This window comes from Rhodopirellula sp. UH5 (assembly GCF_056839225.1).
In genome coordinates, this window is record NZ_CM166390.1 from 672,988 (window position 1) to 699,776 (window position 26,789).

The 26,789-nt window shown below is 57.5% G+C and carries 6 protein-coding genes; 3 read left to right on the forward strand and 3 right to left on the reverse strand.

The annotated features are described in order from the left end of the window. Positions 1-122 precede the first annotated feature (122 nt). Positions 123-866 (forward strand): response regulator transcription factor, encoded by a 744-nt coding sequence (locus UH5x_RS02465; RefSeq protein ID WP_482634589.1) that lies wholly within the window; start codon positions 123-125, stop codon positions 864-866. A 434-nt stretch (positions 867-1,300) separates the two neighbouring features. Here UH5x_RS02465 and UH5x_RS02470 read toward each other — a convergent pair whose 3' ends face one another. Then, positions 1,301-3,820: a dockerin type I domain-containing protein gene (locus tag UH5x_RS02470; protein ID WP_482634590.1), complete on the reverse strand. Its 2,520-nt coding sequence runs from the start codon at positions 3,818-3,820 to the stop codon at positions 1,301-1,303. On the opposite strand from UH5x_RS02470, the gene UH5x_RS02475 reads away from it, so the two are divergent. Continuing rightward, entirely contained in the window at positions 3,819-4,118 is a 300-nt protein-coding gene (locus tag UH5x_RS02475) for a hypothetical protein (protein WP_173442710.1), read from the forward strand. The two genes, UH5x_RS02470 and UH5x_RS02475, sit on opposite strands and share 2 nt — an antisense overlap. Here the strand turns inward: UH5x_RS02475 and UH5x_RS02480 are convergent. Further along, positions 4,115-21,853, reverse strand: coding sequence for a GEVED domain-containing protein (locus UH5x_RS02480; RefSeq protein WP_482634591.1), 17,739 nt, complete (start codon positions 21,851-21,853; stop codon positions 4,115-4,117). The two genes, UH5x_RS02475 and UH5x_RS02480, sit on opposite strands and share 4 nt — an antisense overlap. A gap of 456 nt (positions 21,854-22,309) precedes the next feature. Here UH5x_RS02480 and UH5x_RS02485 point away from each other — a divergent pair, with 456 nt between their 5' ends. Beyond that, positions 22,310-22,843, forward strand: coding sequence for a Spy/CpxP family protein refolding chaperone (locus tag UH5x_RS02485; RefSeq protein ID WP_482634592.1), 534 nt, complete (start codon positions 22,310-22,312; stop codon positions 22,841-22,843). An 87-nt stretch (positions 22,844-22,930) separates the two neighbouring features. Here the strand turns inward: UH5x_RS02485 and dnaE are convergent, their stop codons facing one another. Next, a complete protein-coding gene (dnaE, locus tag UH5x_RS02490; RefSeq protein ID WP_047816096.1) occupies positions 22,931-26,530 on the reverse strand; it encodes a DNA polymerase III subunit alpha in 3,600 nt (1,199 codons plus the stop codon). Positions 26,531-26,789: the final 259 nt, after the last annotated feature.

Consider the following 26,789-nt stretch of genomic DNA (forward strand, 5'->3'; position numbering starts at 1 on the left):
TCCTGTGTTCATTACGTGGACATTGCGTCTCCCCACAGTCTTCCATGTCGTACCTTTGAACGGGGCGATGTTTGACTTTGCGGGCATGCAAAGTTCGTTGGTTATTCGAAAAGGATTTAGACATGAGTGATGAAACCAAATCGCCGACGATACACCTGGTCGACGATAACGAGGTTGATCGCATTGCAATTGGGCGAATTCTGGCGTCAGTCGGGATCGCTGTGAGAGAGTACGCCGATTCAGATGCCTTCTTGGCGGAACTCGGCCAGAGCCAGATCGCGTGTCTGGTCGTGGATGTTCGGATGCCGGGTCTGGATGGCCCTTCGCTTCAGCGAGAACTGCTGGAACGTTGCTTGGACATTCCAATCATCTTGGTTTCGGGAGTCGCGACGGTTCCGATTGCCACGGCAGCGATGCGTCTGGGCGCCTTGGATCTGCTTGAAAAACCAGTGGATCCAGAGAGATTTGTTTCGCTGGTGAAAACGGCTCTTTCCATTGGTGAAGATCGTGAAATGCGGATGAACTTGGCTCTGCAATTGAAAGAGGAGTTGGCGACGTTGACCGAAAAAGAACGCCTGGTTCTTCCCTCGGTTTGCGACGGTTTGTCCATCAAAGCCATTGCCGCGCAACGCGAGCTGACGTTCACGGAAGCGGCCCGATGCCAAAGCAGCGTTCTAGAGAAGTTCAGTTGTTGCAATCCGCTGCAACTGCTCAAGCGATTTCAAAAGGCCGGCTTGCTGGTGGAGTTGGATCCATCGTTGGCCTCCGCGGATTCGGCATTGGAATTCACCTTCCGCAGCGATCGTTCCGAGCGAGTGCTCCATCCCAAGAGCCTGGCGAAGAGCCAGCTCTCGCCTGTCAGGTGATGAGCCACGGTGTCAGACGCGTGTCCCACGCGCAGCCAATCTGAAACGTTGCGATTCAAACACCGTTTTGGATCGCAACGGTCCGGGGTCCCGCTGGAGCGACACAGCCACTTTGATGGTTTGTGTGGTTCCAAGGTGGGGACTCAGGGAACGCTTTCTTGAAGAGCCCGAGCCTCAGGGAACGAACCGACCTTCGGCATTTTCAAGGCAACCGACAACAGGCGCAGAGCAATGCCCAAATTGTCAGTGCTTCCAGAGGATTCTCGAAAAGCTTCCGGGGATCTGTTGGGAAACGCGAGAGATCAGGCCTTAGCCGACCGGCTGTTGTCTTTCGGCATGGGAGCTGTTTTGGCAAGCGTTCTTCTTCCCACGTGCACCGGGGCGAACGCCCAAACGGTTCACATGGTTAAGCCGGGGCATTCCTGCCGACCTGCCTAGGAAGCGATGAATTTGGCTTCCAGACCGAGGATTTCGCCCAGGGTTTCGTCATCGCGGAAGATGGCGTCGTTGGAACCCTGTTGATCGAATGTTGGCTGGGGCACGTCATGCGACGCGAGGGAATCGTTCGTCGCATGGGAGAAGGCCGCGAAACCATTTGAATCGGAAGAATTCGAGTCCGATGAGTTGTCTCCGCCGGTGCCGCTTGATTGAGCATCCGCGATGTATTCGCCGGAAGGTTCTGATCCACCGTCGAGTTCGTTGAGTTTGTTGATGACTCGCAACGCATCCAAGGCAGAGACGTTGCCGTCGTTGGTGACGTCGATCTTGGAGCCGGTGGTTTCAGCGAAGGTCAGGGTGCGGTCGCCGTTGGCATTCAAGTCGTTGATGACTTGCAGTGCATCCAAGGCGGTGACGACCCCGTCGCCGTTGACGTCTTCGCCGAGGTCGGTGTTGTAGCGAGGGCTGTCGACTCGGGTCGCAGCAACGGAGACCAGGTCTCCCGCTGTGGTGACGCCCGAAGTGATTTGTCCGCCCACGACGGTGATCGTCGCATCGGCAATCGCGTGAATGACCTGCGTGGGCTGCCAATGCAGTTGATATTGTCCGTCGGCCAAGTTGGTTTGGGTGAAGGCACCGGACGCGTCCGTCACAATTTGAGGTTCGACGCCATGCCGGACCCCGGTGACTCCGATTTGGGTGGAGGCATGTCCGGCGATTTCAATGCGTGCGATCCGGGATTCGGGATCGACCAGCGTCAACGTTTGGTTTTGACCTTCGCTGAGACTCCCGTTGGCCGTGTTGCGGATGTCCGTGGTGACTCGCATGATCAAATTACCAGCCGCGTCATAGGCCTCGACTCGTCCGTAACTGTCGTCTTGCAGTCCGACAAGATCGACTTCGACGTGGCCAACCGGTTGATCAAAGGTGACTTCCATTCCCAGACGGGAATCCAGGCCGGGCCACCAGCGGCTGAAGTTTTGGTCCATCACGTGGATCAATGGTTCGTCGACGAACCGGGTGTCCTGTTGGACTTGGAGTTCCGTGCGAACATTGTCACCGATGGCAGCGAAAGTCATTCCGCCGGTGGGCAACAGGTCGGTGTCCAGGCTGACATCGGCGACGTCAAAACTGCCGCTAGACAGTTCGGTCCCGTTGGCGGCGAGCACATCCAACTGGATCCCCGCCAGCAGGGATTCGAATTCGCTGCGGTTGGAGTCACCGTTTTCATCAAAGTAGACGAAGCCCGCGACGGGGGACTCAGAAACCAAGGGGGTGGTTCTTGAACCCGTCAACGTTTGGCTGGTGACTCCTGTTGCGGCGTCGATGACTCGCAGGGAGACCGAGGTCATGGTCGGTGGGACATCGATCGAAAAGTCGAATGTCGCAGTGGGACTGTCGGGGGACTGCAGCGTCGTCCATTCACCACCATCAATCGAGACTTGCAATTCCGACACGACATTGAGCGTGATGTCGCTTTGTGGTCCCGATGAGTTTTGGTTGATCAGTGTCGCGGAGGACGCTTCCCCGCGGAAATGGAATTCGTTGGTTTGGGAATCGTAGTGACCGCTGCCGTCGAAGTTCAGCGGGACGTCGAGCACATCGAAGATGCCGTCTCCGTCGGAGTCTTGCCATCCGATCATCGCGAAGGTGGTCTCAGGCGAGACGAAGTTTTGGTACCCGTTCACCAGGTTGTTGCCGCCCGCCATGATGCTGGGTTGCTGAGTGAATCCGGGGGCCGGGTTGTCTTCGGCGTTGTCGTTGGGAGTGTTGTAGTAGCCACGGCTTTGGTCGTACGACCCACCGCCGCTGTATTCGTCCAACCCCCAGAAGATGTGGGAGATCTCATGGGCGAAGGTTTGAGCGGGCCGGGTGGAGGGGGCAACGACGTACAATCCACCCGGGAATGCGAAGGCGCCCGAGAACGATCCGCCTGAGGCGTAGTAGCCATCGGCGTCGTCGGAGGCGTCACTGATGAACAGTGAGAACGCCCAGTCGGTATCAAGCGCTTCGCGTTGCGATGCGTTGAATGCAAACATGCCTTCGTCCAAAGACAGGGACGCATCGATCCCGGTGTCATCCAGGAATTGTCCGACGTAGGTGCTGTAGCTGTTGCTGGTGCGATCGATCGGTTCGATCGGGATTTGCAATGGATTTTCAGCGTAGGTGTCGTCGATCACGAATTCCAGCGAATGGACGGTGTCGAGTCGATCCAGGGCTTCGGTCCACCAGTTCAGTCCGGTGGTGATCTTGGACATGACCTCGTCAATCTCGCCAGCGGTCCAATTTTGGGTTTTGGTGTCGGTTTGGCCGGTGGAGTCCAGAAAGATGGGCGTGACCGCAACGCGACCGAGAAAGAACTCGGCGGTGTCGCTGGTGGTGGCGCCGACGGGAATGCCCGCTGTCATCACTCGCCGTGTTTCCAATGTCTGGAGCGTCAGCGGTCGCCTGGTCGCGAGGCGACGGAAGGCGGCAATTCGTTGATTGGATTTGTTGCTGGAAGCCCGTTTTCGCATGTCGGCCGATCGCAGGGAAAGCGTTGAAAAGGGTGTTTGGCCGCCGTTTCCTCAGTCCTTGGAGTTGGCGAACGTCCGTTTGGTTCCCAACTTCATTCTAAAACTCAACGAATTCACCGGTTTGGGGCCGATTCGAGGGGCTGGAATTACCGGTTCCGGTGAGCTGGATCACACCCCAGCACCCAAAAAAGCGAGCGTGACGTATGGTTCGAATGAAACGGGGGAACCGTCCATTCGAACTCTACGTCACGCTCACGAAAATGGATTTCTGACCGAAGGTTTTCTTCGCGACGATTAGTTCATCGACGCGAAGATTGAGTCCAATGCCGAAATTTCCGATTCCTCGGATTGGTCGGCCTGATCGCGATCATTTGCCAGGGTTTCCACCACGTCGTCCAAGCTGATCACGGCTGCGGAATCGAACACACTGGCGGAATCCGCCACCAATTTGGAGGCTGCTTCGACGATGGGTTCGCCCGCGGCTTCGGACGATCGGGAATCGTCATCGCTGCGGGACGTTGGGTCGAAGGCGATCGTGGCGGTGGACGCCAGGACACCGTCCGAAACACGGGAGTAAGCGACCGTGGTCGAAGACGTCGATGCGAGGAGAGGTTCTCCGGCACCAGTGGGGTCTTGGCCAGGACTGGTCAACTCGTTCAGTCGGTTGATGACCATCAGAGCGTCCAACGCCGAGACAACACCGTTGCCGTTGACATCGGGGTACTGAGGCAAGGTGATTCCCGCAGGAATGTTTGCCAGGTTGATGTCGCCGTCGGCAGCGTTGATCGCATTGATGATCAACAGAGCGTCGAGTGGCGTGACCGCTCCACTGGCGTTGACGTCTTGGATCAACGAGGGGTTTTGGTAGGGATTGTTGTTGATCGTGAACGTGTAGTCCTCGACCTCGCCCGATTGAGCCAATCCGTCCGAACCCAAACCGGCTTCGTTGGAGAGGCGGAAGCGAGTTTGGATTTCACCCACGACTGCGTTGGACGGAACATTGATGTTGACGGTTGTGCCGCCCGTTCCGATGACGCGGGCCACGCCCGAGCCGATGCTGCCGAAGCGTTCCACTTCGGTTTCGTCGAAGGTTCCGTCACCGTTCCAATCAAACCAGGCGTCCAAGTAGAACGCTGGTGTGACGCCGCCAACCGTTGGCGATTGAACATCGATGACGAACTGAGTCGAGAACCCAGGACGCATGGCACCCAAGATTGCGACGCCATCGTCACCGTCTGCGTTGGAGTCGGCGGTTCCGGAACCGTTGTCGACGCCACCTGAGTCGGCGGTGATTTGATCGCCGAGCTGGAAGCCTTCGTTGATGACGTGGCGAGGACCGTTGTCACTGACATCCACGGGGATGCGTGGGTCAGCCGCGTCACCAAAGTCGAGCAATTCGCCAACGAAGATGACCGCTTCGCCCGTCAGCAATTGGTTGCCGACATCATCGGTGATCCGATCGCTGATCACGGACTGACCGCGAACCAAGGAGGCTCCTTCGATCAAGATTCGTGAATCAGGTTGTTGGACGATGAGGTCACCGGCCGCAATCTCAGTTGCAAAGGCATCCGAGATGGCTTCGCCGTACAGGTGAGCGATGCGTTTGATGCCAGTTTGCGACAGCGACAGGATGTCGATGATCGGCTGAATCGCGTTCAGCTTGGTTGCACTGGATTGTTCCAGTCCGGTGACAACTGCACTGCGGACATCGTCCAGTGGCACGATGACTGGGATCGAAGCGGGTTGGCCGGCGAATCCGGATTGTGAGAGTGCTGTGTTGGCCAAGTTCAGACTGTATTGGTCGTCACCGCCCAAGGTCACACGTCCGCCGCCGATGTTGACCGGGGTCAAACCAGTGACATTGGCCGAGATCGCAGCGACCAAAGCGTCGGCGACTTGGTCCGGTGTCGAACCACCGAATCCACCACCGGCGATCGATACCGCAACCGCGGACGAATCGTTGAGGAATCCGTCGAAGTCCAGTTCGAATGTGACCGATTCTGTGGTGCCACGAGAGATCGTGAAGGTTTGACCGTCGCTCAGGTTTGGCGAAACGCTGCCTTCTTCGGTTGGGACAATCAGTCCGAAGCCGAAGGACACGCCGATTTCGCTGTTGCCTTCCACGATGACCGAATCGGTCAACGAGGTGACGGAGATCGGTCCGTTGGTTCCGGAAATACGGAAGTTGCCCGTTGCTCCGGAGGTTTCGACATTCAGTCCCGCGGTGCTGATTGCGGAAAGCAATTCTGCCGTGATTTGACGGGCCGTTGAATCGGTTCGGATCGCGACGACCACATCGGCGTTGGCCGCGGCCGCACCGTTGGAATCGAATTCGAAGGTGAGTTCTTGTTGCCCGTCGAAGATCGTGACTTGCTGGCCGTCGAAGTCGTTGATGCCGTCCGTGGTGGTGATCAACATCGTGACATCGAGGACGTGGTTGGTCTGACGCAGGAAACTATCCGATTCGAACGAGACGTAACTGTTCTCGCTCGCTTCGGTGGCTCCGAGCAGTTGCAAGCGGCCGGTTTCAATCGTGGCGTCGTCGTCGACCTGCATGTGAATGGCAACGAGTTGCAACTCCGAACCATTGATCGCACGAGCGAAGATGTCACTGATTTGTTCGGCAGTGGCCGCTTCAGGCAAACGAACGGCGATGTTTCCATCGGCGACGTTGGCGATGGACTCGGTGTCGAATTCGAACGTGACTTCGTTGACTCCGTCGTAAATCGTCACCAGTTGCCCGTCGATGTTGGATTCGACGAGGTTGGTGAGTGGATTGACGGTGGTCAACTCGCTCGGCAGGATCGACAGCCCGATGCCGGTGTCGGCTTCGAAGATCTTGTCGCCGACTTGGGTGGTCGCACCATCGGCGTAGACGCGTCCTTCTTCGGCTTTCAAGACACCGACGTTGTCGCCGGACAGAGTGCTGCCGAGCAATTCGACGGTGTAAGTCGCGTTGTCGGGCCACACGCCTCCGATTGGAGTCAGGCGGATCGTGTTGTCGCCAGGCTCATAGCTGAATCGATAGTCGACACCTTCGGACAGCAGTTCGACTTCGTTGCTGTCGTAGAAGAATCGTGTGATCCGCACCAGCTCGGACAGAACGGTCGAGTCATCGATGCCAACTCCAGGAGCCGCGTCGGCGGGAGCGATTCCATCGATGAGTTGAATTTCAAACGCATCGTGGATCGTTCCCGAACTGAAGGCTTGACCAGCCAAGTTGAACAGGTCGTCTCCGCGAGGGGAGGTGACAACAAATCGTGGTCCGTCGCTGTCGCCGCGTTCCTCGGCTCCGCGGTCAACGAAGACGTTGAAACCAAGGCCGTTTGGCGAGGCAACGTTTGGATCGTCGCTGCGAAGTTGTCCGTTGAGATCGTAAATCGGAGCGATGATCGGGCTCGGTGGCAATCCGATCGCACCGCGAACGGTTTCAAGCGACGAGCGATCTTCCAGCGAGCTGATGCCGCTGTCGATCGTGGATGTGCCAGCTTGCGGTGTGAACACCAAGTTGACTGGATTGACGAAGATCTGTTGGAACGGGCTGATGAACTGAGAGAACAGTCCCGTGTCACCCGAGGTCGCGTCGTTTGCGTTGCGATAGAACGTGTTGCCGCCGATGACAGTCAAGTCACCCGAGACGTCCACGTCACCGGCCACATTGCTTTGCGGCGATGCGACCACGATTCCATTCTGGAAGTTCGCGACGATGTTGTTCAGGATCGTTGGGGCCGAGTTCTGTTGAACCACGATGCCTTGACTGCCCGGTGTGTAGATCTCACGAGCAATCGTGGAGATCGCACCGATGCCGTCGATGTCCGCACCCGCAGCACCGAAGTCGAACGTGCCAGAGGTGGACAAATCGGTCAGCCGGACAAATCCGAATTGATCATTCGGTCCGAAGCCGAAGGAGTCCAGATCGATCGTGTTGTCCGTGCCAAAGATTTGACCGACGGAGAAGAACGTCACACCATCGCGGCTGATTTCGACCGCGACGCGTTCCGGAGTCCCCGATTCGAAGATCACCAAGTCAGCGGCGGAGGTTCCGTCACCGACCAACAGGTTGTCTTGGAACAGGAAGGTGGCTTGTCCGCCAGACCCCAGCGAGAAGGTGAACTGACCGGTGGTTGGTTCAGGCCCGATGCCGTGGCAATCAGGCGATCCCAACGCGGCTTCTGTGTCAGTGAATTCCGAGCTGACGTCGGGGCCGAGATCCAAGGTGTCTTGCACAACCGCGTCGGCGAACGAGATGCCGCCTTGGTCGAACAGGATGGATTCGAACACCTGAGGTCCGAGTTCAGCACCGCTGGCGATGGGGCCACCGACCAGAGTGTTGTTGACAATTCGGTCGAAGCCGACTGGGTCTTCCGATGCTCCGCCGTCACCATCCAAGCCGGTGATGCGAATGCCGGCGTCCGAGTTGAACGCGATGACGTTGTTCTGAACCACCACACCAGGAATCAAGTTCTCGGTGTTCAGTTCGATCAAGTTGCGAGCATAGGTCAGGATCGATGGCGTGGCATCACGCAGGTCGTCCGAAACTACCCCAGCGGACGCGTCACGATTGATATCGACACCAGCGTTGGAACTGAACAAGAACCGGTTGTTCTCGATCATGATCACGCCTTGCTCGGCGGTGGCACGGTTGGAGTCACCACGCAGTTCAGAGATCTCGATGTTCTCGAACGAGGGGCGTCCGGCTGTGTCAGGACGAAGGCTGAGGTCCCCGTACAGGTTGATCCGAGTGTCCGCGTTGACCAAGGCATTTGGCGAACTGGCACTGGCTGGTGGCACGGTTCCGTTGGAACGAGCCGCACTGCCATCAATCACCGCTTGAACTTGATTGGAGTTGATCAAGCGGATGATCTCATTGGCGACTTCCTCGGCCGTCGCCGTTCGTGGCAGACGAATCACCACTCGGTTGTCATCGCTGACAAATCCGTCGCTGGCACCGAAGTCGTTCAGGATGTCGAATTCGAATGTCAGACGCGTGTTCGCATCGGCCAAGGTGAACGTCGCACCGTCTTCGATTTCCGAAGCCGGCAGCGCGGTCAAGGTGATGCCGCTGGTGAGTCGTTCGTTGGTGTCGAACGTGCGGAAGCGAGAATCGCCATCCAGGCCACTGCTGACGTATTCCGATGCATCGCGGATTTCCAATTGATAGGAACCCGAGACGGTCGGCTGAGTCGGTTGGGCTGGGGTGGTCAAGTTGACCGAATCGTTGACGATGAAGGCTTCGTCGGTGCCAATTGGATTGGCCGAGGAGACCATTTCACCACGTTCCGCGAATCCGATGATGATGTCATCGATGAACGCACCGTTGTTCTCGTTGTCGGAGGCAGCGGGTTGGCCGTTGGCACCAAACTGGTCACCGTAACGTTGTGCCGTCGATGCGAATGGACCGGAATCATTGATCGTCAAGTTAGGCAGACGGACTGCGGAGCCAACTTGAGGAATCAAGGTCTCGTTGCCGTCCGTGAATCGGTTGGCCAGAGCTTGGCGAACTGCTTCAGCGACTTCTTGAGCCGTGTCGGAGTGGCTGATTTGGACCGGGATGCCAGGCAAGGCATTTTGTGAACCGACTCGCAATCCACTGCCGGTTGAGACGGAGACGGATCCGACACCGTTGAATTCAACCACGGACGAGTTGGCTTGCACGTCCAATTCTGGGTTGATGGACACAGTCGCTTCGTATCCGCCGACTTGAGCCGCGTTGGTGGTTCCCGAGACGCGAGGATCGTAGTCGCCGTTTTCAGGGCCGCTGATTCCGATGTAGATCACACCGTCAGATGTAGCCGTGACAGAAACGGTTCCGTTGGCGGTGTTTTCGATCGCCAGCAAACCTCCCGTGGGGCTGCGAAGTTCGACTCCGGTGGAATCAAAGAAGCGAACGTTCAGTTCAATCCCAGGGTTGTCCGCTAGCGTGCTGACGGTGATCGTGGTGCCAGCAGCCACTTCGACGCTGGACAGGTCCACGTCGCCAAGGTTCGTGACGCCACCGCCGGTGACCGTGCCGAGTGTTCCGCGACCGGTAACTTGGGCATTGCCATCGGTGTAAGGAAGCGGCGTTGCCTGGAACAACAGGTCATTGCGACCAACTGCACCCACCGGGTTGGGGTTGCCGAATGGATCGACGGGGTCGGACGCGTCACTGAAGTCGAAATTGTCGACGGTGGTGAATTGGGCTGATTGAACACCCGTGTTCTGTTCCACAACGGCTTGCAGTTCCGCTCCGATGTCCGATCGTGCGAAGTCCGCGATCGCGACCGTGACTTGGCCGGTTTGAATCGAACGGGTTCCATCGTTGAGGACATATTCGACGCCGTCGATTTCAATGACGAACGATTCGGAGACGTCCGAGTACAAGGTCGACAGTTGGTTGCCGGTCGGAACCAATTGGTCGTAGTCAACCGCACCATCGGCTTCGCCAATCACGGTGGACAGAACCAGTGCAATGTCTTCTTGGGTCAGGTCGACCACTTGTTCGACATCAGGATCGGCGTCTTCCAGGCTTTGGTAAACCGCGAGGACGTCCACTGGGATCAGGGCAGTGCCTGTGATCTGAGCCGTTGCATCGGCGGTATCACGGAAGCCGTCGTCCAACAAGTATTCGTTTCCGTTGAGGAACACCGTGCGGAATTCGTCAGGGTTGTTCTGATAGAAGACCGCCAGTTCAGCTCCCGAAGGAACCAAACGTTCGACGCTGACGCTGGTGTCAAACGTGCTGGTAACCGCGGAGGCGATATCGGCGGCGGTCAACGTGGCCAAGGCGGTCGGTAGACCGTTGGTCACATCGATCTCGATTTGATCGGCCGTGACGGTGCGTGTTCCATCGGTCAAGATGTACTCTTGGCCGTCCACGGTGAAAGTGGCTTCCGCGGTCGCACCACTGCTGAACAAGTCAGCCAGTTGTGCTCCCGATGGGAAGGCAATCGTTGGTGAGAGATCCACCGAGAACAGTTGTCCGCCGATGGTGAAGGTTTCACCATCGGTCAGGCCGCTGGCCGCGACGGTGCGGATTTCAGCGGTGTTGGTGGCGGTCGTGCCGGCGGTCGAGAATTCAATTCTCAGGGACAGGCCGTCTTGACCAGCGAATTCGTTGAGCGGCACACGAGCTTGACGCCATGTTCCGGTGTTGTCGAACAATTGTTGGACGTCCACGTCGATGTCGTCGTCGTAAATTCCGACTTCTGCTGGGTCGTCGAACTCGTCGTCGAAGTCGCCGGTGCCACGCGTTTCGTTGTTGGTGGCGACCAAGTGTTCCACGCCGAAAGCATCGATCACATAGATCCGCAGCGTGTCGCGATCTTCGGCGAACAAGTCATCGTCGTTGTCGGTTGCTGAGTCGTCGTCAACACCATCCGTTTCCAGGAAGTAGTTGAAGTACATCGTTGGCAGGTCAGCCGACGAGTAGCCTTCCAGGCTGAACGAATTGGACTGGACGATCCCTTTGGCACCACCGGGAAGGTTGTAAGTGCTTTGGACGTCTTGTCCATCTTGACGGACGTTTTCGTTGGCCGTGCCAAAGTTCTGGACAGGAGCTTCGCCAAAGCCGTAGTTGCTGTTGAACGCTCCGGCGGTGTAGTTGAACTGCAGCGAGTTGCCACCCGAAACTTCGGGGCGGGTATCGCTGAAGGTCTCGGTGTAACCGTGTCCAGCATCGTCTGCTCGAGCCCCGGCAACGTGCCAGAGGTTGTAATCCAGCGTGCTGAAGTCCAGCCCCAATGCACCGAAGATGCCCGTGTCGATGAAGCTGCGACCACCAGCAAAGATGGGCTGCAGTTCGCCGAGGGTGTTGAAGGCATAGATGCGACCGTTGCTGGTCGTTCCGAACAGGATGTCACTGTAGGCACCGTCTTCGACACTGTTCGGGCCGGCACGCAGACCGGTGAAGTTCAACCCGATCAAGTCGGTGGCGGTGGAGACGTAGTTGCCAACGAAGCGGGCACCCGTTCCGTTGAGCTGTGTACTCGGCACGAAGTACAGACCACCGTTGTCGCTGACACCGTACAGATCGTTGCCGACCATCTCGATGCCCGTGATCGTTCCGCCGTTGGGTGAACCACCAGCCCGGACGGCTCCGGTCACGCTGCTGACGTTGGCGATTGCACCGGTGATGGACAGCGAGTTGCCCTGAGGCGTCGCGGTGACAGTTGGCAAGGAACCGCCGGTGTTCGCAGCTTGGACGGCTTGCGAAATGCGGAACGCAATTGTTTCGGCAGTGTCGGTTGGCAGCAGGGTCACAGCGATGTTGCCCGCGGTGACGTTGTTGTCGCCCACCAAGGCAATGCCGTCAGCAGCCACTGCACCGGGACCGGTCAACTGCACGTTGGTCGCGGTCGGCAGAGCCAATTGGGTTCCCTTGGCGGAAACTGGAATGCCTTGGTCGCGAATGACCGATGCCAGAGTGTCAATCAAGACCACAGCGTCGGAACTGCGATCCAAAGGCACACGGATGTTGCCCGGAGGAATCGCCGCGGTGGAGTCCGTGATTTGGAAAGTCACGGGAGCGTTGCCAGGCGTTTCAACTGTCAACAATGTGCCATTGAGAATGCTGGCAGGATCGAGTGTGGTGTCTGTCGCGATTGGAATCGCGGCGTTGGCAAGCGTCGCTCCGGTCAACGAATCCGCAGGCGATGCAGCCAGGATCGTGAAACCTTGGTTCAGTTCGAACGTTTCGGTCTCGGTGCCGTTGGTCAGGCTGAACGTGTCACCGTCGAACAACCTCGCCACAGGCAACCCGTTGGCGTCGTTCGTGGTGGCATCGGAGATACCCAGTTGAGTGTCTTGGTTGCCAGTTGGGATGGCAGTGTCGATCGCACCCACTTCGCGGCGGTCAGTACCGGCACCCGCATTGAACAGAGCGAGGTCGAAGACGGGACCGGTCGCTTCACCCGTTTCCTCGTTGAAGGAATACAAGATGTTGTCGATGTAGTCCAAACCGTCTTGGGCGGTGGGACGGTTGCCGATGAAGAAGCCTGTTTCCGAACCAAATCGTGCTCGAATCGTGATGGCTTCGACCTCGAGGCCATCGTCGCTGGCTTCATCGAGAATCTGCTGGGCAGGTGGGGTTTCCGCGTCCAAGTTGTGGAACGTTTCGATTCCAGCACCAACGCTGAGCGGCGCACTCAGTTGCCCCGTTGCTGTGTCGATGCGGTTGTAAGTCCACGTCGTGTCACCCGCAGGGCGATCGTCGTAGCCGGTGTAGGCGAACAACTCACCATTGGCCGTGAAGGCAATGTCGCGAACTTCATCGCCGAAGCTTCCGATCGTGCCGTAGGTTTCACCCGTGAATGGGTTGACGACAAACAGCGTCGAGCCCGTGTTGACGTACAGGACGACGTCGTCGAGCGAGTAGTCCAGGATCGAGTTGTCGTCAAACAACACCGGTTGGACGGGCGCGGACGCGGTTCCAGGATAGAAGTCAAAGACTTCGAAGTTCTCTTCCGCGATGCGTTGAATCGAATCGACAGGTTCCAAACGCAACAATGGGTTGGCGGTGTCGCGGTTGGTGAATTGGTCCAGCACGGCTGGCTGACGCGATTGGTTCGAAATCGCGACGTAGTACGTGCCTTCGGGAAGTTCAGCGGAACCGATGTAGGGGTCGGCGTTGCCAAACGAACCACGCGAAAGATCGGATGGATCGTAACCGGTGCCAGGCGAAGTTTGGTCGTCCGCGATGTTGCTGTCACCGCCGATGAGAACCAATTCACCCAGCGAGTTGAAGACGTACAGAGCGGTGTCCGCACGTGCCAAACCGTCGGAGTAATCGAGGTCGAACACGGTTGCCAGATACAGGGCCGCGTCGTCGCGAGTGAGTTGTTGATATTCAATGTCAAACTCGAACCAATCGACGTCATCGACGTCGGTCAGCATGCCCGAGATGTTGGTGGCCAGATTGTCGCTGGACAACGGACCGGCAGGGTTGTCCAAATCGATGTCGACACGGTCGATGCCGCCGGAGTCACGGTTGATGACGATGCTGCCGTCAGCCAACGTCGTGATCGTTCCATCGGAGGTGTACTGGTTGTCGTACAGACCGAGGCGTTGAGCGTCCGCGAGTGTTTCATTGGCCGATTCGGTTTCATAGTCCGTGCCGGTCAGTGGGCTGTGCATCGGGCCGCCGATGACTTGAACGCCGTTGGTGGCGTAACGCACGTCGCTGTAGCGAACCTGGGTTCCCGCGAACACGTCGTCTTCGCCGAGACGAATTTGCAACTGGTAACTGCCGGTCGTGCGGCCTTTGCCCAGCGACTCGGCACTGGTCAAGAAACCGCCACCGTTGGCGAGGGTCACGTCCTCAGCGACATCGCTCAGACCGCTGCGAACACGAACGTGGTACAGCAACGTTTGTCCCACGGTTCCCGGCAGCGTGATCCGCATGCCGGCATCGCGAGCGTTGGTCGAGTAGTTGTCTTGGAACATCGAGTCGTCGGCGGTGGCATCCACCAACGTGGTTCCTAGGCCGAGCACCTGATCGATGTTGTAACCATTCAGTCCGCCACCACTGCGACGTGCGATTTCTTCCGTCAGAGCAGCACGACGTGCCGCGGCGTTTGGATCGGTCGGGTCAACGGACAACAATTCTTCGATCTGGCGGGCTTCTTCGATGGAGTCGTCCGACAGGATCAGCGTGTTTCCGTTGGCATCGATCAATTCAATGACCGTGTCCAGATTGGAATTTGTGCGGTCGATGTCGAGCCAGATTTGAGTGCCAGCTTCCGCGACGAAGGCGTACACGTCTTCATCGCCACGGCTGCTGATTTCGCCTTCGACGATCAAACCAATGCGACGGGATTCGTCACCGGCTTCGATCGAAGGAGCCAATTCGCCCAAGTACTGCGACGTGGCTGGCGTGGCGTTGGTGTCGCTGTTGCCGACATTGCCCGGTTCGTTTTCACCGGTGATGGAAACGTTCGAATCCGAAGCGGCTTCGCGAATCGTGATGCCGTCCCAGGATCCCGCACCGTCAACGCTTTGTGGCAGCGAGATGCTGGCAGGGTTGGCAGGATCAAACGGGATCCATTCGACGAACGTGGTCACGCGAGCAGCGTCACTTCCGCCAGTGAGTTCCCAAACGTGAGCGGTTTCGATGTCAGCGGGGAGGCTGTTTTGGCTGATCGCCGTGGTTCCGCTCGTCACACCGTCGAAGTTCGCTGAGCCAGCGACAGGACCGAAGGCGGCAGGGATGTCGCCATTGATGCTGGCGGCGATGTCGAACGTGAGTCCGTTCTGAACGGTGTTCAATCGGTTGAGCAGATCGCCAGCGTCGTCGGTGACCCAACCGCTGTACGAGGCGTTGAACTGGTTGATCGAGTCGTTTTCGTAAACACCGCCGTGAGTGAAGCCGACACGAGCGGTTTCGTTCAAGGTCATCAAGCGGAAATCGCTCTGGCCGGGGGTGCCGATCTGATACAACACGTCCGCGTCGTCGGCGGTGACGCCTTGATCCAAGTAGCTGATCACGCGGATGTCGCCGATGTTGCCGGCGGAGAAGTCCGCTCCGTCAACGGTTTCGAAATCAAGCGTGGTGTAGGCAACCGCGCGGTTGTCGACGATGAACGTTTCCGCGGTGAAGCGAATTTCACGTCCGAACGCGGTGAACACGCCGCTGCTGCGAACCCGGTCGGGACCGACCAAGATCGGGTTGGGATTGTCCGTTGGGCTGAACGCGTTGATCAACGGAATTCGCGTGCGTGTTCCGACGTCGTTGGTGACTTCGATGTAGGTCGTGTACAGGAACGCGTAGTTCTGCTGTGCCAGCAGTGCGCCGCCGTTGTTCTGGTCGATGCCAGTCACGACGACGTTTTGCAGTTCACCGCCGCCCAAGACCGTGGTGCTGAGGTAACCGGCCGAGTTTGGATCGATGTCGTTGTCAATGGTGGTGCCATTGTCGACTTCCGCGTTGTCCGCCCGATCGTACTCTTGTCCCAGTGGCAACAAGGCTGGGGTGGACTCGCCACCGCTGGAATCGCTGGTCAGGGTCGTGATTGGATTGCCGTCGGCATCCACGCGAACGCCATTGTTGTCCGTGTCGACGTTGGCCATGCCGTCGGGGGTGAATCCGGCGCCGATGGTGTCGTCCAGCAGGCTGGTCAAGACAACTGGGAAGTCAGGTTGACCAACGATCTGCAGGCTGCCGCCGATGCGGTCAGCGATGTCCAGCATCTCGTCTTCTGCGGTCAGCAGCGTGCCACCAGCAACGATGCCGGCTTGGCGACGCAGCAAGACGTCCTCGACGTCGAGGTCTTGGTTTTGGAATTTAACGACCAGCGATCCGCGAGCGTCGCTTTCCAGTCGCAATCCGCCATAGATGTGCTGGTTGGGGATCTCGATCATGTCGCGGACGATGTGGACGATGTCCGTGTCGTCCCAAACCACTTCCGTGGCGACGGTTCCGCCGCGAACTTCCAAACCGTTCAGCCCAGCGGTGACGATGCCGGCGGCGACGTCTTCGTCGGACACCGTGGCTGCGTCGATCAAGTTGCCAGCGATCAAAGGACCGCTGTTGCCCGAGATTTCGTATTGATCGAGGCTGTCTTCGACCACGGTGCCGTTGCCAAAGTCACGACTGGCCGTCGAACGACCTGGGTCAGTGACTTCTTGCCATGAGAAACTGTTGACGTCGAAGGTCATCGCCGGGCCACTGCCGTCGATGAATTCGTTGTCGACCAAAACAGGTTGCGCCCCGCGGACGAAGATCGTTCCGCTGGCGTTGTTGACGCGTCCCACACGTTCTTCGCGTGGGTCACTCTGGCTGCTGTCGCTGTCGTTCAAGAAACCGCGGCCATCCGCGTTGGTTTCGAAACGGGTGTTGGCGACACGCAAGTCACTTTGGTGAACTTCCAGCACGTTGAAGCTGGCAAAACCACCTTCAATCCGTGACGTCCCACCGCCACCGGCCAGGACCGCGTGGTCGAACGATGCGTCCGCACCGAACGCCAAGTAGATGCCCGACCAATCGCCGGCTGTCAGATCGTTTTGACCGTCGTTGGTGCCTTCGGCAATGTTGTTGGTGTTGAATGCACCGCCGGTTCCGTACCGGTTGTCATTCAGACTGGTCAGGATGATCGGCTCTTTCGCAGTGCCTTCCGCGTACAGATGAGCACCGAAGGTCACGTCGATGCGGGCACCATCCATTTTGACGATCATGCCCGGATCAATCACCAAGCTTGGATCGAGTCGACCAGCTCGGGCTTGCAAAGGTGCCGTGATGGTCAACAAATCCAAACGGTCGGTGCCGACGGAAGCAGCATCGGTGAAGGATGTTTGAGACGCATTCAGAACCGCGACTTGGCGGTATTCGCCAACCGTTCCATCGCTGGCAACGGTCGCTCGATAAACGATTCGGGAAGCAAAACCGCTGCCTTCTGGTGCGGCTGGGATCCCGGAGACACTGATCGAACCTTCGTCGATGGTTTCAATGACCTGCGATTCACTGCTTGGTCCGACTTCTGTTCCATCGGCCGTTGCATAGGTGAAGCGGTAAACGTATTGGCCAGGTTCAACCATTCCCGTTCCACCGCCAACGGGGTTCGGAACGGAATTGGTTTGGATGGAGGCACTGGCACCCGACAGCAAGGTTCCAGCGATGATGCTGGGGTTCATGATGTCGCTGCCTTCCGCGACGGAATCGCGGTAGGACGTGTCGTCGGTGTTCAGGCGAGCGACCAAACGGAATTCACCTGGGTTGCCGTTGGCGTCAACGGTGGCCCGGTACAAACGACGGCCAGCGAATTCGCTGTCGGCGGTCACAGTTGGCAGACCCGACAATTGGACCGAACCGTTGGCACCGACGGTGAGGGACGATGTCGCTTCGCTCGGGGTGGATTCGAATCCGTTTTGGTCCACGAATGTCATGCGATAGACATAGTCGCCTGCGGCCAAACCATCGGCGGTCGCGGGAGTGGTGGTCGTGGCGGTCCGAACCAGCAGGATGCTGGGGGCTTCGTTGGCCGCGTTGACACCGCCCGGGTTGCCTTCGATGAGCAGGTTTTCGGTCAGGACGTGAACGATGTCCGTGTCGTCAAAGCGTGCGTTGACATCCAACGATTGCAAGTCGCCACCGGTTGGCGTCAGCAAACGAATTTGCAACCCGTTGATGGAGTTGTTCGTCAGCACGTTGCCGCGGATGTGAGGCCCGACGCGGGTGACATCGCTGGTGAAGTACGAAGGAGTCGAGGCACCAGGGGCCACTTGATTTTGGTACTGCGATTCGTCGAAACGAGTCTCTTCGAATGTGTTTGGCGTCGCTGCGATGGCAGCTTGAGCCGAATTTCTGATCTGGTTGTTCAGGATCGTTGCACGAACATCGGCCAGCTCAATGGGCGAGATCGTCACGGTCTGTCCATCGACCGAAACTTGACCACCACCGTGTTGAATGTCGGCGTATTGGATGTGGTTGAGGAAGACGGCGTTGTCTTCCATGTTGATCTTGCTGTCGTCGGCGTAGTCGATGTCCCCACGCAGATCGATACCGCCCCAGGAACCGACTTGTCCGTTCAGCCCTGCGAACGAGACCGCGTCATATGGGGTGCCCAAGATCTGGATCGATGAGTTGCTGCGATCGACCGATTCGGTCGTGCTGCCAACACCGATGCGACTGCGAGACATTTTGAATTCGGAACCGCCATCGATCACCAACGCGATGTCTTGTGGGACATCCAGGCTGGTGCCGTCTTTCAATGCGTTTCCAAGGTCCGAACGACCAATTTCGTAGCTGCCGCCACCGATCACGCGAATTTTGGTAACCGGGGTGCCGCCGTTGTTCAGGCGGAATTCAGCCAATCGAATGGCGTCGTCGATTTCAGCAACCGGTTTGGTCGGTGTGCCCATCGTGACGAACAAGTCAAATTGATTGACGTCGTTGGTGGTGAAGTTGCGGTCGGGCAGGTTGGTGCCCGTGACGCTGTCAACGTAAATGACGGCATCGGGATCGGTTGGGTTGAACCAGAAATTGAATTCTCCACCAGGCTGACCATCCGCATCGCCATCGAGCGGCTGAGCAGCGGTGTTGCCGACGGGAGTGTCCAGCAAACTGCTAGCAGCGGCCGTTTCAAACGACATCACCAATTCGTACGTGCCCTCGGTCACACCACCGATGCCGGTGCCGGTGATGACCGGGTTGTAAGAGGTGTTTCCAGACGCACTGACGCCGACGACGTAGTCACCCGCTTCGAGAATGTCGATTTCAATCAGAGAGTCGTTGCTGAAGTAGTCATCGTTGGCAGCGATCTCGATGTATTCGTCAGGGCCGATTTGCTTGTACAAACGCAGGGCCGTGTCCAACGTGCTGGACAGGCTCAGTCGTTCCGCCACGGTCGAGATGGACAACGTTCCCGGTTCGGTCAATTCGAATCGGTACAGATCGATGTCGTTGGCTTCCGGACGGAACAAGTACTGTCCGTTGACAATGTCCGAGGGACTCGGGAACAACGATTCGTTGTCGTCGTTCAATTGCGAGGAAGTCGTGATGACGTCGGGGGTATCGCTGTCCAGAACCGATCCCGTGGACTGGGTCACCGGTTGCGGCAGGTAATCGGAATACCCGTAGCCGAGCAATTGACCGACACCCAAGAACGCACCCCGGAAGAATTCACCTCCGGTTTGATCGTCCACGCTGGCGTCAAAGTCTTGCGCGTCCATCACCAACAACTGGCGGTCGCCGATGGAATCCGCGTTGGGGTCAACGCCCAAGTATGTTTGCCCGTTGATATCGAGCGGGCGGGTGTCCAAGGTCACACCACCGACGGCACTGTTGACGATCAAGTCGTCATCCACGCTGCCGTACAGTTCGCCCAACGTGATGCTCAGCAGCGGGCTGCCGGAAGGGATGCTGGTGACGGCGCCGGACGCGGTGTCACCGATTTCAACGAATTGAACGCCAAGGTATTCGCTGAACAGCGACATCACTTCGCGAACACGTTGCTTTTGTTCTTCGGTGATCAGGTTGACGTAAGTTTTGTCGAGATCCAATCCACTGTTGCTGGGATCGTCACCCAACCAACTGGATGGGAAGTTGTAGTAAGCGGTCGTGATGCCGTCATAAGTGTCCGCGCCTTGACGCCAGACATCCAACGGGACAGTGCGTTCCAGACGGCTCGGGTCATCCTCTCGAATGTCGCGAACGCCTTGGTAATCCGTGCCACCGGGGAAGTCGAGCGTGTAAAGCGGATCGTTTGGATTGGGATTGTCGACTTCACCGCCGGTCAAACGAACACTCGCGGTTTGGCCTTGGCCGATTCCCGTCAAGTTGTTGATGATCGACGCGGTGTCGAAACTGTCGCCTGCATCGGACGCGACCGAAACGTTGCCGGGCGTCATTGGCAAAGCACTGTCGTTGCCGACCTTCAGGCGAATCGCACCCGAGATTTTGGGCAATTGGTCAACCGGCATCGGTGGGTTGGTTTGCTGCGACAGATCCGGGACTTCTGAGAAGCTGAAGTTACTGTTGCCGTCATTCAAGAAGTCATCGAACGTCAAACGAACCGCGTTGGGTTTGCCTGCGATGGCCGAGATGTCGTTGGGCATGAAGACCACGTCGTCTTCGCCCGTGGCAGTGTCACGGGTAAAAATCAACTGGAACAATTCAGTCTGGGACGCCAAATTCGCGACGCTGACATCATCGGTGAAGTAAACATCGATCATGTTCAACCGTGGCGTGCGTTGGCCTTGGTTGTCGATGTCGATTGGTTCGGGGACCACGGCCAAAACTTGCGGTGGTTTGTTCAACGTGAATGGAACAGCGAAGTCGACTCCGTCGTTGAACGCTTCGCCTGCGAGGTTTCGCAAAGCCCGATCGCCAGCACCGAAGATTTCGATTTGATAGGCGTCATCGGGAAGCGGTTCAGCGAAGCGGAAGACAACTTCATTGGGGTTGCTGCCAATGCCGATGTAGCCCGCGTTGACGGGAGTGTCGGTGGCACCAGCGAGTGGCAAGGTAGCAGCGAAGTTGCCGATCGATTGGGTCGTGCTGCCACGTTCCTGCGTTGCAGTGATCAATTCCGAAGCGGTGGGAGTCTCATTGATCGCGTCAATGAACTCGCCCACAGTCGTGGGGCTGCTCGCATTGCGGTTGATTTGAACCGTGATGGTTTTGCCACTGACGGAAACCAACGGATCAGTGGGGCCTCCAAAGTCACGCGACTGAATCACGACCGAGATGCCTTGGCCACCGACGCCAGATTGATTGGCGACGAGCTTGGTGCTGAAAGCATTTCCAAGACCCAGGTCGGTGACCGTTTGTGCGGCGTTGGCGCCCGACAGCGTGAGCGAGACTGGGTTGTTGGCGACCGATTGCCCGATCGGAGTCGACGAAGGTCCGCTGATTTGGAACGCATCGGCGACCGTGTCACGGTTCAGGTTGCGTTGGGTGGCGTTGTAGTTTTCCAGAGCCAACGTCAGATCGCGAACCGTTGCTTGACGGCTGGGGTTCGCATTCAGGTCGATGTTGAGGGTTTTGTTCTCGGGATCTTGTGTGATGATCACGGGAGCGGTGACCAACGAACGGACGGATCCCGTCACATTGATCGTTGTTCCGTTGCCGCTGACACCTGCCGCTGCGGAGCGGAATTCCAGCAGAACACTGCCGCTGGTGCTGAAGTCCGTCACGGCCGTCGCCGCTTCGAACCCACCATCGTCGCCGGCACGGGTCACGCTGATCGCCAGCGGATTGTTGGCCGTTCCGAGTGTGGAGGGATCGATCGATGAGTCGTCATCGAATCGGAAGGTCAACTCGTTGGGCGAAACGTTGAGCAGCTCCACACCATTGACGTTGCGAATCGTGCTGCTGTTGTCAATCAGCTCAGACGCGTTGGGCTGAATCGCGACCAATTCTGGGCCAGCCAGCAATTGACGGGCCTCGAGCGATTGTGACTGCAGGCGTCGCTCCAACTTGGCTCGTTGGGTCTTGCCGCGTCGCGTTTGCCCTCCAAACAAGGAGGATCCGCTGCGGCGGCGACGATCATCACGCCGCTTAGCGGCCGATTCGTTGGCGTTGTGCATGTTGGAAGAGTTGCCCGGGGTACCGATCGTCATCAGTGTTGGCCTCGTCGTGCCGCTCGTGGCAGACCAATTTGGGGCTGGTCGGCGGCGGAGCAGGATGCGGGGGAAGTTGCAAAAATGGATGCCAAAGTCAGAGGAATTTCTGGTTTTTGGCAGTTTGGATAAGGTGCAGCGGCTGCGTAAGGAGGGCTTTGCCGCGGGGGTCGAGTTTACTTGGGGTGCCTCGCAAAGCAACGAAAAACGCTGTTATGGCAGGGTTTATGTCGCTGCGTGACGGTCGTGACGGTCATCCGGTTTCAGTGACTTTCACCTGGCGTTGGATGCAAAATGAGACAAAAAAGTTCCCGAATGCTTTTCAGGCGTCTCCGAGCGCACTCCAAGCAGAAATTCGCATCCGCTTAAAACGGTTTTGAGGAATAGTGGGCCCCTCTGAGGCCCGGTGAGGGTAAAATCCTCCCCAACAACCCTTCCCCACTCGGAGACACTCGGATGAAACACCTGATTGCGTTGGCCTTGATTGCTTGTTTGGCTGCTTCGGCGACGGCGGATGACAAACCCGAAGCAAAGAAAAAGCGAGCTGGAAACCGAGCGGCTGGCGCTTGGATGGCCCAGAACCTCAGCAAGACGCTCGAAACAGTCGAGTTGACTGACGAGCAAAAAGCGAAGTGGAACGAAGCCAAAACGAGCTTCGTCGCCCAAATGAAGGAACTGAAGGACGAGGGACTGACCCCCGAGTTGATGAAGAAACGCACCGAGGCCCAAAAAGCGGCGCGTGAGGCTGGCCTGAAGGGGAAAGAAATGGCCGCCAAGTTGAAGGAAGGCTTCAGCGAAGAAGAACAGGCTCTGATCGCCAAGCAGCAGAAAGCGGCGAAAGCACTGCGAGTTGCAGTGGCGGGGATGCTAACCCCCGAGCAGTTGGCCGCTTTGCCCGAACAAGCCCGCAAGCAAATGACCTCTGCCAAAGAAGGCCGCAAGGGCAAAGGAAAGGGGAAGGGAAAAGGGAAACAGAAAGACGACGCTTGAGCAGGGGTGATTCGCCCAGCCATGATTTCCGAACGCGGGAACCGAACCATCGGTTCCCGCGTTTTTTTAGCCTCAGGACCTTTGTACTCAGCGTTGCGGTTTGCTCATCAGCAACTTGTAGTGGCCGGTCCCGAGCAAGTCATCCAGTCGTTCACGGAGTTGCGGGGTGATGTCGACGCGAAACTTGTCGGCCTTGAAGTGCACCGTCTCGCCTTCGCACAAATGCATGGCCAACAACAGATCCTTGTTGCCTGGGTAGCCGCGGACGATTTCGCGAACGTTGGAAACCGTTTTTTCATCGTGTTCGGCCTCGTCCAGGCGAATGCGGATGCCGTGCGTGTAGCGGGAATCCAGTTCGTCCAGTGGTGTCAACTCGTCGATGATCAGGTTGATTTCATCGCCACCGCCGCGGCGGTCGACCTTGGCTTTGGCCAACACGACGGCGTCGGGTTGGATTCGTTCGCCGCAAACGGCGAAACCCTTGGGCCAGCAAATGCAGCGCACACTGCCGGCCATGTCTTCCAAATCAAAGTTCGCGTACTTGCTGGGCGCCCCCGGTTTGGGGTTCTTCGTGTGAGCAATTTTGATGCTGCTGATCATCCCACCGACAATGACTTCGTCGCGATCCTTGCAATCCGCCATGGATTCGGTGGTGTGGGTGCGGAACGTGGCCAGCTTGTTTTCAAACTCGGCCAACGGGTGGCTGTCCAAGTAGTATCCCAGAACTTCTTTTTCAGCCAACAGTTTTTCGCGATCAGGCCATTCTTCGATGTCCGGCAACGGTGTTGCCGCACTCGAGTCGCCGTCGGAGCCCTCCTCTTCTTCTTCATCGAAGGCGTCGAAGAAGCTGGCTTGCCCGGTTTTCTTGTCAGCTTGAACTTTCGCGCCGGCCTGCATGGCCCGCTCGAGGACGGAGGCCAATTGACTGCGTTTCGCACCGAAGCAATCAAAGGCACCGGCTTTGATCAACGTTTCGATCGCGCTGCGATTGCAGTCGTGCGGGTCGACTCGTTCACAAAAATCAAAGATGTCTTTGAAGGGACCATTCTTTTTGCGTTCGGCTTCGATACTGATTGCGGTGGAGCCACCACAGGCCTTGATCGCAGACAGAGCGAACGGGATCTTGCCCTCAAACACTCCAAAGTCCGCGTCCGACAGATTGACATTGGGTGGCAACACCTCGATGCCCATCCGATCGCAGTCCTCCATGTGCTCGATCAGAGCGTCTTTGCGTTTGAAGTTTCGGCCCGAGATGTCGCTGGACAACAACGCCGCCATGAACTCGACGGGGTAGTGGGCTTTCAAATACGCGGTTTGGTAGGCAATCAACGCGTACGCAGTGGAGTGCGACTTATTGAACCCGTAGCCGGCGAACTTGACGATCAGATTCCAAATGTCTTCCGCGTCTTTTTCAGCCAGCCCATTGCGGATCGAACCAGCGATGAAGACATCGTGGTTGGCATCGATCAAAGACTGCTTCTTTTTACTGATCGCCTTGATGCACGTGTACGCTTTGGCCAGCGGCACGTCCCCGAGGCGGTTGAGAATCCGCATCACCTGTTCTTGGTAGACCATGATCGAGTTGGTCTCTTCCAAGATCTCTTTCAAGACCGGGTGTTTGTACTCCGGTTGTTGCCGACCGTGTTTGATGTTGACGTAGTCGTCGACCATCCCGCCTTCCAGCGGACCAGGACGGTACAGCGCGGCGGTCGCGATGATGTCGTTGAACGTGTCGGGCTTCATTCGCTGAAGCAGATCGCGAATGCCGCCTGATTCGAGTTGGAAGACACCCTTGGTTTCCCCGCGTTGCAGCAGCGCATAAGACGGTTTGTCGTCCAAGGGGAATTTCAAAGGGTCGATGGTTTTGCCGGTCGTTTGCTCGACCAACTTCACCGTTCGCGACATGATGGTCAGGTTGCGAAGTCCGAGGAAATCCATCTTGAGCAACCCGGATGCTTCAACATCCACCATCGCCCATTGGGTGATCACATCCTGCTTTCCAGGCACCCGCCCCAGTGGGACATACTCCGTCAGCGGTTGGTCGGCGATGACCACCGCCGCGGCGTGCGTGCCGACGTTGCGAGCCAGTCCCTCGATCTTCATCGCCAGGTCGAGCAACTCGCGGATCTCCGGGTCGCCGTCGTAGATCATCTTCAGGTCAGCGCTCTTGTCGAGCGACTTCGCGATGGTGATCTTCAGCTCGTCTGGGACCAACTCGGTGATTTGGTTGACGCGAGACAGCGGGATTCCAAGCGCACGACCTGTGTCCTTGATGGCTGCTTTGGCCGCCAGCGTACCGAACGTTCCAATCTGGCAGACCATTTCGCTGCCGTAACGCTCTTTCACATAGTCAATGACTTCGAGTCGACGTTCCTTTTCGAAGTCGATGTCGATATCGGGTGGCTCGGTTCGAGATTCATCGAGGAATCTTTCGAACAACAAGTCATAACGCAGCGGACAAACGTGAGACATGTACAGCGCGTAGCACACGATCGCACCCACCCCGGAACCCCGAGCGGTCGCGCTGATGCCGACGTCGCGAGCGTGGTTGACGAAGTCCCACACGATCAAGAAGTACGTTGGGTAGTTGAGCTTTTCGATCACGCCCAATTCGCGATCGAGGCGGGCCATGACCTCGTCGGAAAGTTTGCCGTCGACGATGCGCTCGTCATCGCCCTCGTAGCGTTCCATCAATCCCTGTTCGCACAACCTTCGCAGGTAATCCAGCGGCGTCAGTTCATCAGGGCAGGGGAAGCTGGGGAAAAAGTACTTGTTGAATTCGAGTTCAATGTCAACCGTGTCAGCGATTTGCTGGCTGCGACCGACCGCGTCTTCCAATCCCGGAAACTTCTCGTACATCTGTTGTGGACTGCGAAGAAAGAACTGGTCGTTCTCCATCTTCATTCGCGTGTTGTCCGTGCGGAATCGCCCGGTGTTGATGCACAACATGATGTCCTGGGCTTCCGCGTCTTCTTGATTGACGTAGTGGCAATCACTGGTCGCGACCAAAGGCAGACCCATCTTGTTGGCGATGTCCACCGCACCTTCGAGTTGGGTGCGCTGGATGTCGACATCATTGTTCATGATCTCGATGAAGTAACGATCGCCGAAGACTTTGTGAAACCACCCCGCGATTTTCTTGGCTTCTTCTTCGTGTTCTTTGGTTTCGATTCCCTTCAGAATCGCGCGGCTGAATTCGCTGCTGACGCAACCGGACAAGCAAACGATGCCTTCGCTGTGCTTCTCGAGGATTTCTTTGTCGATTCGAGGCTTGAAGTAGAAGCCTTCCAGCGAGGCGGCCGAGGCGAGCTTGATCAGGTTTTTGAAACCGGTTCGGTTTTGTGCCAACAGAGTCAAGTGATAGCTGGCCGCTTTGCTGCTGCGGGCACCGCCTTTGTCAAACCGACTCCCCGGTGCGATGTAGGCTTCGTAACCGATGATCGGATTGATGCCCGCGTCCTTCGCCTTGCGATAGAACTCAAGCGCCCCGTGCAAGTTGCCGTGGTCGGTCAACGCCATCGCATTCATCCCGTGTTCAACGGCGCGGTTGACCAATTTGCCGATGTCACCAGCCCCATCGAGCAAGCTGTAGTGGCTGTGGCAATGCAGGTGAACAAACGGTTTGGCGTCCGGCATTTCCGTCGCCGCTTCAATTTTCATTTCCGGGGCGATGATCGTATCCGACATTCAGCAAAATCCTTTTCGAGGGGGCGCGTCAGCTCATGTTTGTACCCGTTCAGCCACGAGAGAGAAACTCGCGTTTTTCGATTGCAAGTTTCTCCCCGTTTTGCCGACGTTTTGGCCACCGATTTTCACGCTTTTGCGCAGGAGTTGGTCCCTGCCGCTCGCTGGCCTGCCATCGGAATCCGCGGCGGGGCAGGGCGGTGCGGTGGTCACTCCAGTTGGGAAGACCCGAGAAAGTGTTCGGTGAAAATGCTAGACTCGC

Excerpts from the sequence above, each read along its gene's own strand:
- UH5x_RS02480 (WP_482634591.1), bottom strand. The coding sequence starts at position 21,853 with ATGACGATCGGTACCCCGGGCAACTCTTCCAACATGCACAACGCCAAC.
- UH5x_RS02485 (WP_482634592.1), top strand. The coding sequence starts at position 22,310 with ATGAAACACCTGATTGCGTTGGCCTTGATTGCTTGTTTGGCTGCTTCG.
- UH5x_RS02475 (WP_173442710.1), top strand. The coding sequence starts at position 3,819 with ATGTCGGCCGATCGCAGGGAAAGCGTTGAAAAGGGTGTTTGGCCGCCG.
- UH5x_RS02470 (WP_482634590.1), bottom strand. The coding sequence starts at position 3,820 with ATGCGAAAACGGGCTTCCAGCAACAAATCCAATCAACGAATTGCCGCC.
- dnaE (WP_047816096.1), bottom strand. The coding sequence starts at position 26,530 with ATGTCGGATACGATCATCGCCCCGGAAATGAAAATTGAAGCGGCGACG.
- UH5x_RS02465 (WP_482634589.1), top strand. The coding sequence starts at position 123 with ATGAGTGATGAAACCAAATCGCCGACGATACACCTGGTCGACGATAAC.